Annotated in this window: 14 protein-coding genes; 8 read left to right on the top strand and 6 right to left on the bottom strand. The window is 61.6% G+C overall.

Annotation, left to right across the window (positions count from 1 at the left end):
• Positions 1–1,999 (top strand): FG-GAP-like repeat-containing protein (locus tag ACRXB1_RS14575; protein WP_449492382.1); only part of this gene is annotated, 1,999 nt, incomplete at its 5' end.
• Positions 2,000–2,047: 48 nt separating this feature from the next.
• On the opposite strand, the gene ACRXB1_RS14570 is transcribed toward ACRXB1_RS14575, so the two are convergent.
• The 3 genes from ACRXB1_RS14570 to ACRXB1_RS14560 all read right to left on the bottom strand — a co-directional run bounded on the left by ACRXB1_RS14570 (position 2,048) and on the right by ACRXB1_RS14560 (position 5,132).
• Complete coding sequence (locus tag ACRXB1_RS14570) at positions 2,048–3,124, bottom strand: glycosyltransferase family 4 protein (protein WP_062167348.1); 1,077 nt, start codon at positions 3,122–3,124, stop codon at positions 2,048–2,050.
• Positions 3,125–3,590: 466 nt separating this feature from the next.
• The gene (locus tag ACRXB1_RS14565; RefSeq protein ID WP_062000032.1) at positions 3,591–3,854 is read right to left on the bottom strand and encodes a hypothetical protein; all 264 of its coding nucleotides are present in this window, start codon (positions 3,852–3,854) and stop codon (positions 3,591–3,593) included.
• Between the two features lie 195 nt (positions 3,855–4,049).
• A complete protein-coding gene (locus ACRXB1_RS14560; RefSeq protein WP_075358856.1) occupies positions 4,050–5,132 on the bottom strand; it encodes a substrate-binding domain-containing protein in 1,083 nt (360 codons plus the stop codon).
• Between the two features lie 129 nt (positions 5,133–5,261).
• Here ACRXB1_RS14560 and ACRXB1_RS14555 point away from each other — a divergent pair, with 129 nt between their 5' ends.
• The 6 genes from ACRXB1_RS14555 to ACRXB1_RS14530 all read left to right on the top strand — a co-directional run bounded on the left by ACRXB1_RS14555 (position 5,262) and on the right by ACRXB1_RS14530 (position 11,161).
• On the top strand, positions 5,262–5,768 hold the full coding sequence (locus ACRXB1_RS14555) for an NAD(P)H-dependent oxidoreductase subunit E (RefSeq protein ID WP_449492381.1): 507 nt from the start codon (positions 5,262–5,264) through the stop codon (positions 5,766–5,768).
• Positions 5,765–7,321: a formate dehydrogenase beta subunit gene (locus tag ACRXB1_RS14550; RefSeq protein ID WP_449492380.1), complete on the top strand. Its 1,557-nt coding sequence runs from the start codon at positions 5,765–5,767 to the stop codon at positions 7,319–7,321. The genes ACRXB1_RS14555 and ACRXB1_RS14550 overlap by 4 nt, the downstream gene beginning before the upstream one ends.
• A gap of 16 nt (positions 7,322–7,337) precedes the next feature.
• Positions 7,338–10,247: a formate dehydrogenase subunit alpha gene (gene fdhF, locus ACRXB1_RS14545; protein ID WP_449492379.1), complete on the top strand. Its 2,910-nt coding sequence runs from the start codon at positions 7,338–7,340 to the stop codon at positions 10,245–10,247.
• Between the two features lie 2 nt (positions 10,248–10,249).
• Positions 10,250–10,492 (top strand): formate dehydrogenase subunit delta, encoded by a 243-nt coding sequence (locus ACRXB1_RS14540; RefSeq protein WP_062167359.1) that lies wholly within the window; start codon positions 10,250–10,252, stop codon positions 10,490–10,492.
• A gap of 119 nt (positions 10,493–10,611) precedes the next feature.
• Complete coding sequence (locus ACRXB1_RS14535) at positions 10,612–10,884, top strand: CopG family ribbon-helix-helix protein (RefSeq protein WP_062167361.1); 273 nt, start codon at positions 10,612–10,614, stop codon at positions 10,882–10,884.
• Positions 10,874–11,161: a type II toxin-antitoxin system RelE/ParE family toxin gene (locus tag ACRXB1_RS14530; protein WP_449492378.1), complete on the top strand. Its 288-nt coding sequence runs from the start codon at positions 10,874–10,876 to the stop codon at positions 11,159–11,161. The genes ACRXB1_RS14535 and ACRXB1_RS14530 overlap by 11 nt, the downstream gene beginning before the upstream one ends.
• A gap of 32 nt (positions 11,162–11,193) precedes the next feature.
• On the opposite strand, the gene ACRXB1_RS14525 is transcribed toward ACRXB1_RS14530, so the two are convergent.
• The 3 genes from ACRXB1_RS14525 to ACRXB1_RS14515 all read right to left on the bottom strand — a co-directional run bounded on the left by ACRXB1_RS14525 (position 11,194) and on the right by ACRXB1_RS14515 (position 14,325).
• Positions 11,194–12,900 carry an FAD-dependent monooxygenase gene (locus tag ACRXB1_RS14525; RefSeq protein ID WP_449492377.1) on the bottom strand — a complete coding sequence of 569 codons (1,707 nt, stop codon included), beginning with the start codon at positions 12,898–12,900 and terminating at the stop codon, positions 11,194–11,196.
• 72 nt (positions 12,901–12,972) lie between these two features.
• Positions 12,973–13,983, bottom strand: coding sequence for a cation diffusion facilitator family transporter (locus ACRXB1_RS14520; protein ID WP_449492376.1), 1,011 nt, complete (start codon positions 13,981–13,983; stop codon positions 12,973–12,975).
• Complete coding sequence (locus ACRXB1_RS14515) at positions 13,984–14,325, bottom strand: ArsR/SmtB family transcription factor (protein WP_449492375.1); 342 nt, start codon at positions 14,323–14,325, stop codon at positions 13,984–13,986.
• A 128-nt stretch (positions 14,326–14,453) separates the two neighbouring features.
• Here ACRXB1_RS14515 and ACRXB1_RS14510 point away from each other — a divergent pair.
• On the top strand, positions 14,454–15,168 hold a 715-nt coding region (locus ACRXB1_RS14510), incomplete at its 3' end, for a tetratricopeptide repeat protein (protein WP_449492374.1).

Here is a 15,168-nt window from a genome sequence, read left to right as displayed (position 1 = left end):
TGGCACGCGTCCGCCGCGCACGCCGCCGCTCGGTTTGCTGTGGGACAAGGGCGAAAGCATCGACACATATCCGCTGAACGCGGACGGATCGAACACGATCAAGTACGACCGCGCCGCGCTGATCGCGACCGTGCGCGCCATGCTCGCACCGGCGACCGAGATCTACACGCTCAATCCGGATACGGTGCCGTTCATCGAGCACCCGGATCACATCTACGCCGCGCGCACCACGCGGATCGCGGCGCAAGGGCTCGGGCGCGATATCCCGATCGGCTATCACGTGACGTATCCGACCGGCGGACTGCCCAAGAACCTCGACGCCGCCGATACCCAAAAGAAGCGCGACGACGTGGCGTCGTACTTCGCCATCGATGGCGACGATAACGGCGGCCACGTCTTCGGCGAATATCAGTGGGACGGCAACTGGGTCGCGCGCCGCTACTGGACACGCGCGCACGCGAGCGACCCGGGTCCGGATTTCCAGCCGCGTTCAATGCAGATCGTGAACGAATATTCGAGTCAGTGCGTGACATCGGCCGGCCTCGGCGCCGCGCCGACGCTTGCCGCGTGCACAGGCGCGAAGACGCAGGACTGGCACTGGCAGCAGGTATCGGCGGCGCCGGGGACCAAGAACACGGCACAACTCGTCGATGAAACCACGCGGCAATGCGTCGCCGAACGCAGCGGCACGTTGATCGAAGAAGCATGCGCGCCGCCGGATTCCGCCGATGCCGCCCAGAAGTGGACGCCCTGGGACTTCGGCTATGTGTACACGCCGCTTGGTCATTGCCTGGCCGGGCGCAACGGTGCGCTCGCGGCGGGCAGTTGTTCGGCGCTGACGACGGAGTCGCGCTGGGCGCCATCGGCGCAAACGCAATGGACCGATAACCGCGAGGAAGGCGGCCTCTTCGGCGACGTACGCGGCGATAACATCGACAACGCCGCAAGCGCCGCCACCGGTGAGCGCCGCTCAAGCGTAGTCTACGTGCAGCGCCGCAAGGACGGACCGGGCTTCAACGTATGGGTCGCAGATATGTCGCGGCTGGAAACGGCGGAGCCCTGGTATCTCAACGCCATACCTTTCGATGCCCACGCCACGGCGTCCACGTGTTCGGCCAACCGGCTTTGCTTCGACAGCGTGCGTTTCCTGCTGGGCGATTTCGATGGCGACGGCCGCGCCGACCTGATGGTGATCTCGCCGCGCAACGGCGGCACGGCGTTCTGGCTGATGCGCAGCACAGGTACGCGTTTCGAAGCGCCGAAGCTGTGGTATCAGACAGGCACGGTGTGGACGCCGGCGAACGCGCAGCAATATGTGGCGGGCAATTTCACGGGAAGCGGCCGCGCCGATGTAATGATCGCGCACAAACGCGGCGATGGTGGCCTGAACTTGTGGGTGCTGGCGAGCGTCGGCAAGAACGGCCGTGCGCCTGCGTTGTGGATGCAGGCTCACGACTTGAGCACGAACACGCGTTTCCTGCCGATGCACACAGCCGGATCGCCGCGAACCGGGCTTGTCGCGATCGAGAATATGAATGGCGCAATGGCAATAACGCAGCTCACAAGTTCCGGCAGTGCGTTCGCCGGGACGCTGCGCGGCAACACGTATCCGCAGTTTTCATCGGCGATGACGAAGGTGACGGCCGGCGACATCAACGGCGACGGAACCGATGACCTCGTGATGCTGCAACCGCGCGGCGATGGCCCGGATATCGATGTCTGGACGCTCAAAGGCGGAGGCACGCCGGTGCTCGCCGGGACGCTGAAGGAATCGTCGTACGCGGATGCATTGCCGCACATCGTGCAGCGTGAGCGACGCTCGACGCTCGTGCTGTTCAAGCGTGCGAACGCGAAGCTTGGGCCGTTCTATTACACGGGCGGTGCGCCGATGTTGATCGGCTATGACTTCGACAGCGCGCTCAAGCTCGGCCCGGCGCAAATCTGGAGCGAGATGCCCGGACTTTTTTCCGAGTCGCTGTGGCTTAGGAACCTGCAATAAAAAACGCGCCGCCGAGAATATCGGCGGCGCGTTTTTGAGTACCGCAAATCAGCCCATCCGCACCTGCAGATTAAGGACGTCGGACGCAATCGCGAGATACCGGTCAGCCGTACTCTGCAGCGTCAGTCCGTTCAACGGACGTGTCGCGCGCGGCTGCGACAACGCAGCGAGCAATGCGCGGCCGTAGGCATCGGCGTCGCTGGTATCGAGCAGCGCGACGCCGGGAAAAGTATCGGCAAAAGCAAACGACGGGATTGCGTTCCCGACCACCGGAATACCTGACGCGAGCGCTTCGAGAAAGCCGATGCTGTGCGCCTCGAAACTCGAGGGCATCGCGAACGCCCGTGACTCGCGCAGGATCTCGGCCACGTTGGACTGCGGCCCGATTATCTTCACGCGATCGTTCAAGCCGAGTTCGTCGACGAGTTTCACGATTGCCGCGTGATACGCGAGATTCTCGATCACGCCGCAAAGCAGCAGACGCACGTCGGGATCGACAGCCGCCACGCGGGCGAACGCCTGGACGGTCTGCAACTGGTTCTTCTCGGGGATATAACGCCCGATCTGGACGATCTGGCGGATTCCCGTCGATGTCAACGGTTCGCTCGTCTGCGTGAAGCGCGAGATATCGACGCCGTTCGGCACCACGATCATGGACGGATGTGAACCGACTTCCTTGACGTAATCATCGATATTCTTCTGCGATACCCCGATCACCGCCTTGGCGCGCCCCGACAGCAGGCGTTCCGCAAACAGCAGCGCATTGTTCGCGAAGTCGTTGGCGCCGGAGTGCATGACCCACACAATCGGCACGCGGGTCGGCAACGCGCGGACGTACAGCGCGGGTATGGTCGCGTGCGCGAAGATGATGTCGGGTTTGAAGCGGCGAATGGCGCGATGCAAGAACAGCAGTCGGCCGACCTTGCCGAGCGAGCGCTGCGGAAACAGACACAAGACGTTGTTCGCCCGCAGCTCGGCGCTGATGTGTTCGAAATCGTCGTGCTCCGGCATCAACGACGTGATGCAAACATCGTGACCACCTTGCTGATGCCCGATCGCTACGCCCTTCGCAAGCACCTCGGCCCCTGATAACCGGGGTGCAAGAACGACTTGAAGAATTCTCATTTGGCTGTCTTCCCCTCGCCTTTCTAAAGCGTGTCCTGCTAGCCGATGCCGTCGGGTGGACACTGCCGTCCACGTGGCCCTCTCGGCACGCCTCGTTCGCGTGCGGCCACTTAGCTGGCTTGCTTCATTGTTTTTTATGAAAGTTAAGTGCGTTTGTCACTGCGGACCGTTCAACGCACGCAACGATAAGATACCCGAGCGCATGCCGTACGCGCCGCCATCAAGTAGCATTAATCGGTCGGTAATGAGTGGTAACAGACGCTTAGACAAATGAAGCGTTCAGCGAAGCGCGAGGCGGTGAGAAATCGAGGGGTGAAAGCAGGGTTAACGCTGCCGTTGCGGCAAGCGCCGCGAACGCCGCGGCTAAAAAGGGGACACGCGTAGTGAACGCACACGCTTCGTGATCGATGACCGAGCGAAGCCGTGTGCGTTGAAAAGTCGCGCGCTGCGATGCGCTAAAGGCAGCTTACTCGTCCTTCGGGCATTGCAGGTTGCAACCGTTTGGATCGCCCAGATCACCACGGCGGCGTTTGGCTGTTTCCTTGTTCTGGTACTTGTCGGACGGCGCGGAAGCCGCGAATTGCAATTGCGGGTGCTCCTTCAGCCGGAACTGGTCTTGCAGGATACCGCCCGGAATGCCGGGTGAATTCTGCGCAAATGCAACGGGCACAAAGGCAACGGCGCCGGCAACAAACGCGATGGATGCGGCAATACTTAAAAGCAGTTTCATGGCGGCAGTACAGTCTCTAGCAAGTCGATGAACAGACTTCGGTTAAACGTCCGGTCACGAATGTTTCAGAAAAGCTCACACCGAAGATCCGGACCGCGAGATCTGATTCTAAACGCTTGCTCCGCAATCGGCCGGTTACGCGGCCCTCGCGCATGTATCGGCGTATTACATTAGCTTACAACGCGCTGTCTTGGCTCACGTCGGCACTGAGCCGCCGAGCGCAGCTTCCAGATCCAGCAGTTCCCCGCAATGCAGCGGGTCGTAGCCTTCGAGTTGCGCCACGCCGCCCTTGAACGCTGCGCTGCGCAGCACGTCGAGCACGCCGGCTAGCTGGGCATCGGCGAGCTTGTCGCGGTCGCAGGCGAACAGATAATCCTCGTCGATGATCGGGATGAAATCGAGCGCGAACTGCTGCGCCGCCGGCTGCACGCCGAAGCCGAGGTCGGCCATGCCGCTCGCCACGAATGCAGCAATCGCCGAATGTGTCAGTTCGGCAGTCGCGTAACCGTTGATGGTCGCCGGATTCACGCCAATTTGCCGCAGCGCCAGGTCGAGCAACATGCGCGTGCCCGAGCCGGGTTGCCGGTTCACGAAGCGGATGTCGTCGCGGGCGAGATCGCGCAATCCGCGTATGCCTTTCGGATTGCCCTTCGGCAAGAAAAGTCCCTGCGTGCGTCGCGTCAGGTGAATCAGGCCGTGCCGCCCCGCATCCAGCCACGGCCGATAAATCTCCGCGCAACTCGCACGGAACTCGCCGATCGGCAAATGAAAACCCGCGAGCTCGCATTCACCGCGCGCCAGGGCGCTTACGGCTTCGGCGCTCTCCCGGTATTTGATATCGGCGGGAATCCGTTTTGCGGCCAGCGCACCGACGAGCGCCGCGACCGCATAACCGTGCGACGCGTGAATACGGACTTCACTGACCGCGCGCAACAACCGCCGGTTCAACTCACCGGCTACTTCGCTCGCCACCGCCTGAAGCGGACCGTCGAGCCGATCGTTCGACATACGCTGCGCCCGCAAGACGGCTTCACCGAGTTCCGACAACACCGACCCGCGCCCGCGCGACTTGGTGATCAGCGCGCCGCCCAACCGTGTCTCGATTTCGCGCAACAGGCCCCACGCATGCCGGTAGGACAAACCCTTAGCCGATGCTGCCTGCGCAATACTTCCGGTCTGCGAAACAAGCAGCAAAAGCGGCACGGCCGCGCTGAGACTGGCTTCGCGGCCTGCTGCATCGCGCAAGACGAGTTCGGTCCGGCATTCAACGTCGATCATATGCAGTTGTTGTTCCTATTGCCATCGACTGGATAGCCTCGTATCTTGCATATCAGAGGCTCGGTACAGCGATTATAAGACCGATATATGCATTAATAAAACATATGCCGAGCGATGGAGACTCCCCACATGGTCCAGATTGTCAGTAGCAACCCGAATGAACCCGCCGTCACGCCCGACGAACGCGTTGCGCGCCACTTGAAACCAGGTGCGTCGCTGATTGCCGTGCTGCACGCAATCCAGGACGAGGCCGGCTTCATTCCTGCCGATGTCATCGCCCCGCTCGCCGTGGCGATGTCGCTTTCGCGCGCCGAAGTGCATGGCGTGATCACCTATTACCACCACTTCCGCTCGGAACCGCCGGCGCGCGTCACGGTTCAGCTATGCCGCGCCGAAGCGTGCAAGAGCATGGGAACGGAGGCGCTGGCCGAGCATATCGAAGGACATACCGGCTGCAAGTTCGACTCCGGTCATCAGCCCGATACCGAACTCGAAACCGTCTATTGCCTCGGGCAATGCGCGTTGTCGCCGGCCATGACGATCAATGGCGAGCTGTACGCCCGCGTCACGCCGCAGAAATTCGATCGGCTATATGAAGAGGCGCGCGTTCACACGAGCGTGGAGGACCTGGTATGACACGCATCTACGTTCCCTGCGATTCCTCGGCGCTGGCGCTGGGCGCCAATCGCGTTGCGCTGGCCGTTGCTTCGGAAGCGCAGAAACGCGGCATTGAAGTCGAGATCGTGCGTAACGGTTCGCGCGGCATGTTGTGGCTCGAACCGCTCGTCGAAGTAGAGACGGCGGCAGGCCGCATCGGCTATTCGAACGTCGATGAAGACGATGTCCCCGCCCTCTTCGACGCCGGCTTTGTTACCGGCGCTGCGCATGACAAGCGCATCGGCGTGGTCGACACCATGCCGTGGCTTGCGAAACAGCAGCGGCTGACATTCGCGCGCATCGGCATCACGGACCCGCTTTCCACCGATGACTACGTCGCCCACGGCGGCCTCGAAGGCCTGCGTCGCGCGCTCGAAACCGATGGCGACGCCGCATGTGAAGCGTTGCTCGAATCGGGCTTGCGCGGACGCGGCGGCGCGGCATTCCCGGCCGGCATCAAATGGCGCACAGTTCGCGCGGCCGTAGCGCCGCAGAAGTACGTGGTATGCAACGCCGACGAAGGCGATTCCGGCACGTTCTCAGACCGCCTCGTGATGGAAAGCGATCCGTACATGTTGATCGAAGGGATGATCATCGCGGGGATCGTGACGAACGCGACGAAAGGCTACATCTATGTGCGCAGCGAATATCCGCACGCGATCACCACGCTGAACCGCGCGATTGTCAAAGCGCGCGAAGCCGGCTGGCTCGGTGCAAATGTGCTCGGCAGCGGCAAGGTGTTCGAACTCGAAGTCGCCAAGGGCGCGGGCTCGTATGTTTGCGGTGAGGAAACCGCGCTGCTGGAATCGCTGGAAGGAAAACGCGGCGTGGTGCGCGCGAAGCCGCCGGTTCCTGCGCTGGTCGGTTTGTTCGGCCAGCCGACGGTGATCAACAACGTCATCACACTGGCAACTGTGCCCATCATCTTCGCCAAGGGCGCGGCGTTCTACCGCGACTTCGGCATGGGCCGTTCACGCGGCACGCTGCCGTTCCAGATCGCCGGCAACGTGAAGCAAGGCGGTCTCGTGGAACTCGCGTTCGGCGTCACGTTGCGCGAACTGATCTACGAATATGGCGGTGGCACGGCAACCGGCCGGCCGGCGCGCGCTGTGCAAGTCGGCGGTCCGCTTGGCACATATTTGCCCGAGAGCCAATGGGATATCCCCATGGATTACGAAGCGTATGCGGCGGTGGGCGCGGTGGTCGGTCATGGCGGCATCGTGATTCACGACGACACCTCCAACCTCGCCGACCTCGCCCAGTACGCAATGCACTTTTGCGCCGTTGAATCCTGCGGCAAATGCACGCCGTGCCGGATCGGTTCCACGCGCGGCGTTGAAGTCATCGCGAAGATCCGCGCCGGCGATACATCGCCGAAACAGGTTACGTTGCTGCGCGAACTCTGCGACACCATGCTTGCCGGATCGCTCTGCGCGATGGGCGGCATGACGCCCTATCCGGTGATGTCCGCCCTCGATCATTTCCCCGAAGACTTCGGTCTTTCGCGTAAGCCGTCGCAGAAAGCGGCTTAAAAGAAGGAGCACATATATGTCCAGTTCTTCCTGCGGTTCCGGTAATTGCGCTTGTAAAACGAAGCTGCGCGATCCCTTCGACGATACCGACTACGGCACGCCGCTGCGCCATGCCGATATCGATGTGACGCTCGATATCGATGGCACGCCGGTCACCGTGCCGGCCGGAACATCGGTGATGCGCGCGGCGATCGAGGCCGGTGTAAACGTGCCGAAACTCTGCGCGACGGATTCGCTCGAGCCGTTTGGTTCGTGCCGTCTCTGCCTGGTCGAAATCGAGGGCAAGCGGGGTTATCCGGCATCGTGCACGACACCCGTTGAAGCCGGCATGAAAGTGCGCACGCAAACGGACAAGCTGCAGTCGCTGCGCAAGAACGTGATGGAGTTGTACATCTCCGATCACCCGCTCGATTGCCTGACGTGCCCGGCAAACGGCGACTGCGAACTGCAGGACATGGCAGGCGTGGTTGGTTTGCGCGAAGTGCGCTACGGCTACGAAGGCGCGAATCACCTGAAGGACAAGAAGGACGAATCCAATCCGTATTTCACGTACGACGCGTCGAAGTGCATCGTATGTAACCGATGCGTGCGCGCGTGCGAAGAGACGCAAGGCACGTTCGCGCTGACCATCGCGGGACGCGGTTTCGAATCGCGCGTGGCGGCAAGCGAAAACCAGCCGTTCATGGAATCGGAATGCGTGTCGTGCGGCGCGTGCGTGGCGGCATGCCCAACGGCGACGCTGCAGGAAAAGACCGTCATCATGCTGGGTCAGCCCGAGCATTCGGTCGTGACCACGTGCGCGTACTGCGGTGTCGGCTGCTCGCTGAAGGCGGAAATGAAAGGCAGCCAGGTCGTGCGCATGGTGCCGAACAAGAACGGCGATGCCAACGACGGCCACGCCTGCGTCAAGGGCCGCTTTGCATGGGGTTATGCCACGCACAAGGACCGCATCACCAAGCCGATGATCCGCGCGAAGATCACCGACCCGTGGCGCGAAGTGAGCTGGGAAGAAGCGCTTTCGTACGCGGCGAGCGAATTCCGCCGCATTCAGGACAAGTACGGCGTGGATTCGATCGGCGGGATTACATCGTCACGATGCACGAACGAGGAAACCTACCTCGTGCAAAAACTCGTGCGCGCGGCGTTCGGCAACAACAACGTCGATACCTGCGCCCGTGTTTGCCATTCGCCGACGGGTTACGGGCTGAAGACAACGCTGGGTGAATCGGCGGGCACGCAGACGTTTGCATCGGTTGAGAAGGCCGACGTGATCATGGTGATCGGTGCGAATCCGACCGATGGCCACCCTGTGTTTGCATCGCGTCTCAAGCGGCGCGTGCGTGAAGGCGCGCAACTGCTCGTGGTGGATCCGCGCCGGATCGATATCGTCGATACGCCGCACGTGAAGGCTTCGCATCATCTGGCCTTGCGTCCGGGCACGAACGTCGCGGTGGTCAACTCGCTCGCCCACGTGATCGTTACCGAAGGGCTCGTGGACGAAGAATTCGTAGCCGAGCGCTGCGAAGCGCGCGCGTTCCAGCAATGGCGCGACTTTGTATCGTTGGAAGAAAACTCGCCTGAAGCCATGGAAGCCATTACCGGCGTTCCCGCGCAGTCCGTTCGCGAAGCCGCGCGCATTTATGCCAACGCACGCAACGGCGCGATCTATTACGGCCTCGGCGTGACGGAACATGCGCAAGGCTCGACGACCGTCATGGGCATCGCGAATCTTGCGATGGCAACGGGCAATATTGGCCGTGAAGGTGTCGGCGTGAATCCGCTGCGTGGCCAGAACAACGTGCAGGGTTCGTGCGACATGGGTTCGTTCCCGCACGAGTTGCCGGGCTATCGCCATATCAGCGACGCGGCTGTGCGCGCATTGTTCGAAGAAGCGTGGAGCGTCAAGCTGCAGTCGGAACCGGGCCTGCGCATTCCGAACATGTTCGATGCCGCCGTTCACGGCAGCTTCCTCGGCCTTTATTGCCAGGGCGAGGACATCGTCCAGTCGGACCCGAATACGCAGCACGTATCGAAGGCGTTGTCGTCGATGGAATGTATCGTCGTGCAGGATATCTTCCTGAACGAAACCGCCAAGTATGCGCATGTGTTCCTGCCGGGTTCGTCGTTCCTGGAAAAGGACGGCACGTTCACGAATGCCGAACGCCGCATTTCGCGCGTGCGCAAGGTCATGCCTCCGCTGCCGGGTCTTGCCGACTGGGAAGTGACGATCAAGCTGGCGCACGCGCTCGGTTATGAAATGGGCTATACGCACCCGTCACAGATCATGGATGAGATCGCAAGCCTCACGCCGACGTTCACGGGCGTGTCGTACAAGCGTCTCGATGAACTCGGCAGCATCCAGTGGCCTTGCAACGCGCAGGCGCCGGAAGGCACGCCGACCATGCATATCGATGAATTCGTGCGCGGCAAGGGTCACTTCGTGATCACGAAGTTCATCGCGACGCCGGAGAAGGTCACGCGCAAATACCCGCTGCTGCTGACGACGGGGCGAATCCTGTCGCAGTACAACGTGGGCGCGCAAACGCGGCGCACGGAGAATTCGCGCTGGCACGACGAGGACCGGCTGGAGATTCATCCGGTCGACGCCGAGGACCGTGGGATCAAGGCGGACGACTGGGTGGGTATTGAATCGCGTGCGGGTCAGACCGTGCTGCGCGCCAAGATCACCGAGCGCATGCAACCGGGCGTGGTGTACACGACCTTCCACTTCCCGGAATCAGGCGCGAACGTGATCACCACCGACTCCTCCGACTGGGCCACGAACTGCCCCGAGTACAAGGTGACGGCCGTGCAGGTGATGCCGGTGGAACAGCCGTCGCAATGGCAAAAGGAGTATTCGGCGTTCAATGTTCAACAGCTCGAGTTCCTGAACTTGCGTGAATTGCCGGTTACGTCGGGGAAATAATCATGGATGTGAACAGCCTGGTGGACATGGCAAATCAGATTGGTGAGTTCTTCGATTCGATGCCGGATCACGAGGAAGCGCTCGATGGCATCGCCAATCACATTCACAAGTACTGGGCGCCGCGAATGCGAACGCCGATTCTGGAAGCGCTGGATGATCCGGAGTTGAGCGCGAAGCTTCATCCGATCGTGGTGAAGGCGTTGACCAAGCATCGGGAGGTGCTGACGCCGGCGGTTGCGGCTTAGGGTTTGGGGTGTTTTCGATACCTGAGAATGGGGACCGCTGCCGCGGTCCTTTTTTTCGCCGTTTTTATGGGCTCGAATCGAATATAATCATTTTGATTAGAATTGACTGAAGGTGCAAGATGCCGCGCACAATGACCGCACATGTGGAAGACGCGTTAGCAGAACGCGTAGATGAGCTCGCTAAAAGGCTGGATCGGCCCCGGGGTTGGCTGATAAGCAAAGCGCTAGAGCAGTTTGTTGAACTCGAAGACACCAGAGACCGGCTGACGCGTGAGGGCATCGCGAGCCTGCGGGCGGGAAAGAGCGTTCCCCACGAAGATGTGAGGGCTTGGGCGGAGAGCTTAAGTACCAAGAAGCCGTTGTCATTTCCGAAAGAGAAACGTGGCGCTTGACGTTACATGGTCCCAGGAAGCGCTGGGCGACCTCAAACGCTTATACGACTTTCTTGTCCTGAATAATCCGGCCGCCGCTACCCAAAGCACGATTGATTTAATCGATGGTGTTGACTTCGTCGTCGACAACCCGGGGCTTGCTGTCAAGTTGCCACAATTTGCACCTGTAGACATTCGAAGAGCGTTTGTGAGCCGTTATGAGATACGTTTTGCGTTCGATTTGAGCGACGATCAGATTGACGTTGTGCGTATTTTCAGTCAGCGAGAAGACCGCTAGATTGACCGTGATCGGGGGCATGCGTGTGGACCCTACTCCTCCGTCCCCGCCCCGAACCACGTCTCGCAGTGCCTCAACAACCCTTGCGTATCGGAAGGCGCGCGTCCTCGCGCTGCAATATATCCATCCGGCCGCACCAGATAAAAACACGGCCGCGTCCTTCCATACGCTTCAGTCAACGAACGTGCGCCGTCATCGCCTTTATCGGTGATGCGCCATACGCGCACACTGTTCGGCAACGCCTCTTCTACTGATTTCGCCAATTCATCGAGCTCCTTGTCGCGCAATGCGTGCGCCACGGTCAGCGTCGCGGGCGCAAGTGCGATGTCATCGTCCTCCGAGGGCTTCACCATCAGGAACAGCGAGAAATACGCGGGATCGTGAAGATCGAAGAGACAACCGACACCGGGCGCACGCCCAAGCGGTCCATCGACCACATGCACCCACGCATCCGGCGCGCGATCGCCCGCACGCGGGCCGCCATCGAGTCCGCGTTCGAGCGTCAACGGACTTTTCCGATACTGCACCGACAACTCGCTGACCGTGCGCCGCGCGGCATCGCGCAAAGGACCGATCGCCGATAACACCGGCATCACGTGATCGCGAATCAGCTTCATCGGGCCATGTTCGGCGGCGGCCATCTGCGTCATGAAACTCGATGTCCGCAGCACTTCGCGCTCTATAGGGTGACGCTCGGTATGGTACGTATCGAGCAGTCGATCCGACGCCACGCCCGCCAGCGTCCGCGCGATCTTCCAGCCCAGATTGAACGCTTCCTGAATGCCCGTATTCATGCCTTGCGCACCGGCAGGACTATGGACATGCGCGGCATCGCCGGCGAGGAACACGCGCCCGGATCGCATCTGGTCCACCATACGGTTGTTCAGCCGGAAATACGATGACCACGCGAGGTTCGTCACCGTCACCCGATGATGAATGCGCCGCGCGATGAGTTCGCGGCATTCATCGAGCGTGGGCGCCACGCTTTTTTGCAGGCTGTCGGGCGCGTCCGGCGATTGTGCCGCGACACGCTGATCGGCGATCAGGCGCGTGCGCCCGCCACCCATCGGGAACAACGTGGCAATGCCTTCACCCGACGCAAAGATATGGAATTCGTCGTCGGGCCATTCGGTGTCGGCGTGAAGATCGGCGAGCAGGAAAGTCTGCTCGAAGGTCTTTCCCGTGAACTCGATGTTCAGTCCATGCCTCACCGTGCTGTGTGCGCCGTCCGCTCCAATCAGGTACGACGGCCGCACATGCTCTTCCGCGCCGTTGGCATGCTGCAGCGTGGCTTCAAGCCCCGCCGATCCCTGGTTGAAGTGGATCAATTCCACGCCACGTTCCACACGCACATCGAACGTTTCAAGATGTTCGGTCATGAGACGTTCGGTGACGGATTGATCGAGGAAAAGCAGAAAGGGATAACGCGTTTGCAAGGGATCGAAGTCGAGTTGCGTGAGACGCTGCCCGTTCGAATAAAGGTTGCCAGTCCGCGCCCGGTGACCCAGTTCCAGAAACGGCTCGACCAGCCTGTGCTGTTCGAACAATTCGAGCGTGCGCGCCTGGATGCCGATGGCGCGCGACCACGGCGAGGGTTCGGGGGCTTTATCGACCAGGCGCACCGGAATGCCGGCGCGCGAGAGGCTCATGGCAGCGGCGAGACCCGTGGGACCGGCGCCCGCGATGAGCACCGGCGATACATCGAGCGTTTTGTGTCGGTTCGGCTTCTGCGCGGACATGCGCTTCTCCATCAAACGTCACTGACTTCCAGTGTACGCCGGTCGTAATCGGCAAACGCGGGGATCCAACCCTCAGTGCGCGTGCGCCTTTTCACCCAGCGAACAACTGTGCACCGTCGTGCCCATTTCCACTTGCAGCGTCGCGTGGCGCATGGCGTAGTCGCGGCGCAGTGTTCCCACGATTGCATCGACGAAAACATCGCCCGGATGTCCCGCCGGCATCACGATATGCGCGGTCATCGCGTTTTCGGTGGTGGAAAGCGCCCAGACGTGGAGATCGTGGACGTCGGTGACGCCCGGCAAGTCGGAGAGATATTTTTCGATACGCGGCTTGTCCACGCCCGGCGGCACCGCGGCCATGGCAAGACGCATGGCGTCGCGCCCCAGCCCCCACGTCCCGGCCACGATCACCGCGACCACGACAATGCTCATCACCGGATCGACCCAGCTCGCGCCGGTATACAGGATCACCAGGCCGCTCACGGCGACCGCGGCCGAGATGCCGGCATCGCCCGCCATGTGCAGGAACGCGCCGCGGATGTTTAGGTCTTCCTTGCTGCCGCGCATGAAAAGCCACGCGGAGAAACCGTTGACCACCAGCCCGATCGTCGCAACGATAAACACATCGAGTCCCGCAACCGGCGCGGGATTGAGCAGGCGCTGGACGGCCTCGAGCACGATCGCGCCGCACGCGAACAGCAGCAGCGCGGCGTTGGCGAGCGAAGCGAGTATCGACGAACTGCCGAGTCCGAATGTGTATAGTTCCGATGGCTTTCGCGTGCCGAGCCAGACCGCGCCCCAGGCAAGCAGGAGGCCGAGGACATCGGAGAGATTGTGGCCCGCGTCGGCGAGCAGCGCGGTCGAATGCGCGATGAACCCGTACACCGCCTGCACGGTCACGATCACCACGTTCAGCGCGACCGCTATCGCGAAGGTGCGGCCCTGCCCGGCTTGCGGCGCATGGTGGTGATGATGGCCGCCTTTGTGATCGTGGCCGTGTGCCTCGTGAGCCTCGTGGTCATGCGCGTGACCTTCGTGCCCGTGGTCATGATGCTGATGTTGATGCGTCGGTCGAGGTGCCATTTAATCGTTATCCGGTCTGAAATCGGCGTGCGGCTCGGCGATATGCTCGAGCAATTCAGCCAGCATGCTGCTGATGTGCTGGTCAGCGGCGAGATAGAAAACCTGCTTGCCTTCGCGCTCTGCCCGCACGATTCGCGCCGCCCGCAGCAAGCGCAAATGGTGGCTCACGAGCGAAGCCGATAACCCCAGCGACTCCGCTATGGCCCCCACGGGCGTACGCCCTTCGACGCACGTCAATACGATGCGCAAACGCGTCGGGTCACCCAGCAGGCGGAACAGGTCGGCGAGCGGAACGACACGCTCATCGGTTGAAACGTCGTTTAGCAGTAGCGCTGAAGGCACGATTGTTATATCGAACATATGAACAGGTGTTCACATGTTATCGAGACCAGGTCGCCGGCGTCAACGCAAAAATCGGGATCGGCGGTGAACGTGTGGGAAAATGGCGTGTTCGCATTCGATTTCCCTCAATGGATACAGTTTTTGCGCGCGGCTTCGCAGCACATCGCGACGGCCGCCTCACCGAAGCGGAACGCGACTATCAGGCCGCGCTCGCCGCAGAGCCCTCCCACGTCGACGCACTTCATCTGCTCGGCGTGCTGCGCCACCAACAAGGCCAGCACGCGGAAGCGGCCGATCTGGTGCGCCGCGCGGCAGACCTGCGTCCCGCCGATCCCGCCTTGCAGCTCAACCTCGGCAATGCGCTGAAGGCGCTCGGCCGGATCGATGACGCCATCGAAAGGTTTCGTAACGCGTTGCACCTGGAACCCGGCTTTTCGCTCGCGCAATACAACCTGGGCAATGCGTACGCTGCGGCGGGCCGTCACGAAGACGCCGCCGATGCCTTCGAAAAAGCCCTGCGCCTGCAGCCCGGCGACGCGCCTACCTGGAACAATTTCGGCAACGCGCTGCTTGGAATGCGCCGTTTCGAGGAAGGCGCGAAGGCGTTCCGCCGCGCGCTTCAAATACGGCCGGGCCACGCGGGCGCGCACAACAACCTGGGCATGGCGCTCAATGCGCTCGGCGACACCCACGGCGCCATCCAGCAATTTCGCGAAGCCATTGCCGCCGAGCCGAACTATGTCGCGGCGCATTTCAACCTGGGCAACCTTCTCGATACCGTCGGCCGTCCGCACGAGGCCGTGCCCGTACTGCAGAAGGTGCTGCGCATGCAGCCGCAATTCA

The sequence above is a fragment of the Caballeronia sp. M23-90 genome, from assembly GCF_053574605.1.
The sequence above is the reverse complement of the archived record's forward strand: the minus strand, read 5'-3'. Positions and strand labels throughout refer to the sequence as shown.

What these genes read in the sequence shown, in the direction of transcription:
- ACRXB1_RS14520 (WP_449492376.1), bottom strand. Translation starts at nt 13,983, where the DNA reads ATGGCACCTCGACCGACGCATCAACATCAGCATCATGACCACGGGCAC.
- ACRXB1_RS14540 (WP_062167359.1), top strand. Translation starts at nt 10,250, where the DNA reads ATGGATGTGAACAGCCTGGTGGACATGGCAAATCAGATTGGTGAGTTC.
- ACRXB1_RS14565 (WP_062000032.1), bottom strand. Translation starts at nt 3,854, where the DNA reads ATGAAACTGCTTTTAAGTATTGCCGCATCCATCGCGTTTGTTGCCGGC.
- ACRXB1_RS14550 (WP_449492380.1), top strand. Translation starts at nt 5,765, where the DNA reads ATGACACGCATCTACGTTCCCTGCGATTCCTCGGCGCTGGCGCTGGGC.
- ACRXB1_RS14535 (WP_062167361.1), top strand. Translation starts at nt 10,612, where the DNA reads ATGCCGCGCACAATGACCGCACATGTGGAAGACGCGTTAGCAGAACGC.
- ACRXB1_RS14560 (WP_075358856.1), bottom strand. Translation starts at nt 5,132, where the DNA reads ATGATCGACGTTGAATGCCGGACCGAACTCGTCTTGCGCGATGCAGCA.
- ACRXB1_RS14555 (WP_449492381.1), top strand. Translation starts at nt 5,262, where the DNA reads ATGGTCCAGATTGTCAGTAGCAACCCGAATGAACCCGCCGTCACGCCC.
- ACRXB1_RS14525 (WP_449492377.1), bottom strand. Translation starts at nt 12,900, where the DNA reads ATGTCCGCGCAGAAGCCGAACCGACACAAAACGCTCGATGTATCGCCG.
- fdhF (WP_449492379.1), top strand. Translation starts at nt 7,338, where the DNA reads ATGTCCAGTTCTTCCTGCGGTTCCGGTAATTGCGCTTGTAAAACGAAG.
- ACRXB1_RS14570 (WP_062167348.1), bottom strand. Translation starts at nt 3,124, where the DNA reads ATGAGAATTCTTCAAGTCGTTCTTGCACCCCGGTTATCAGGGGCCGAG.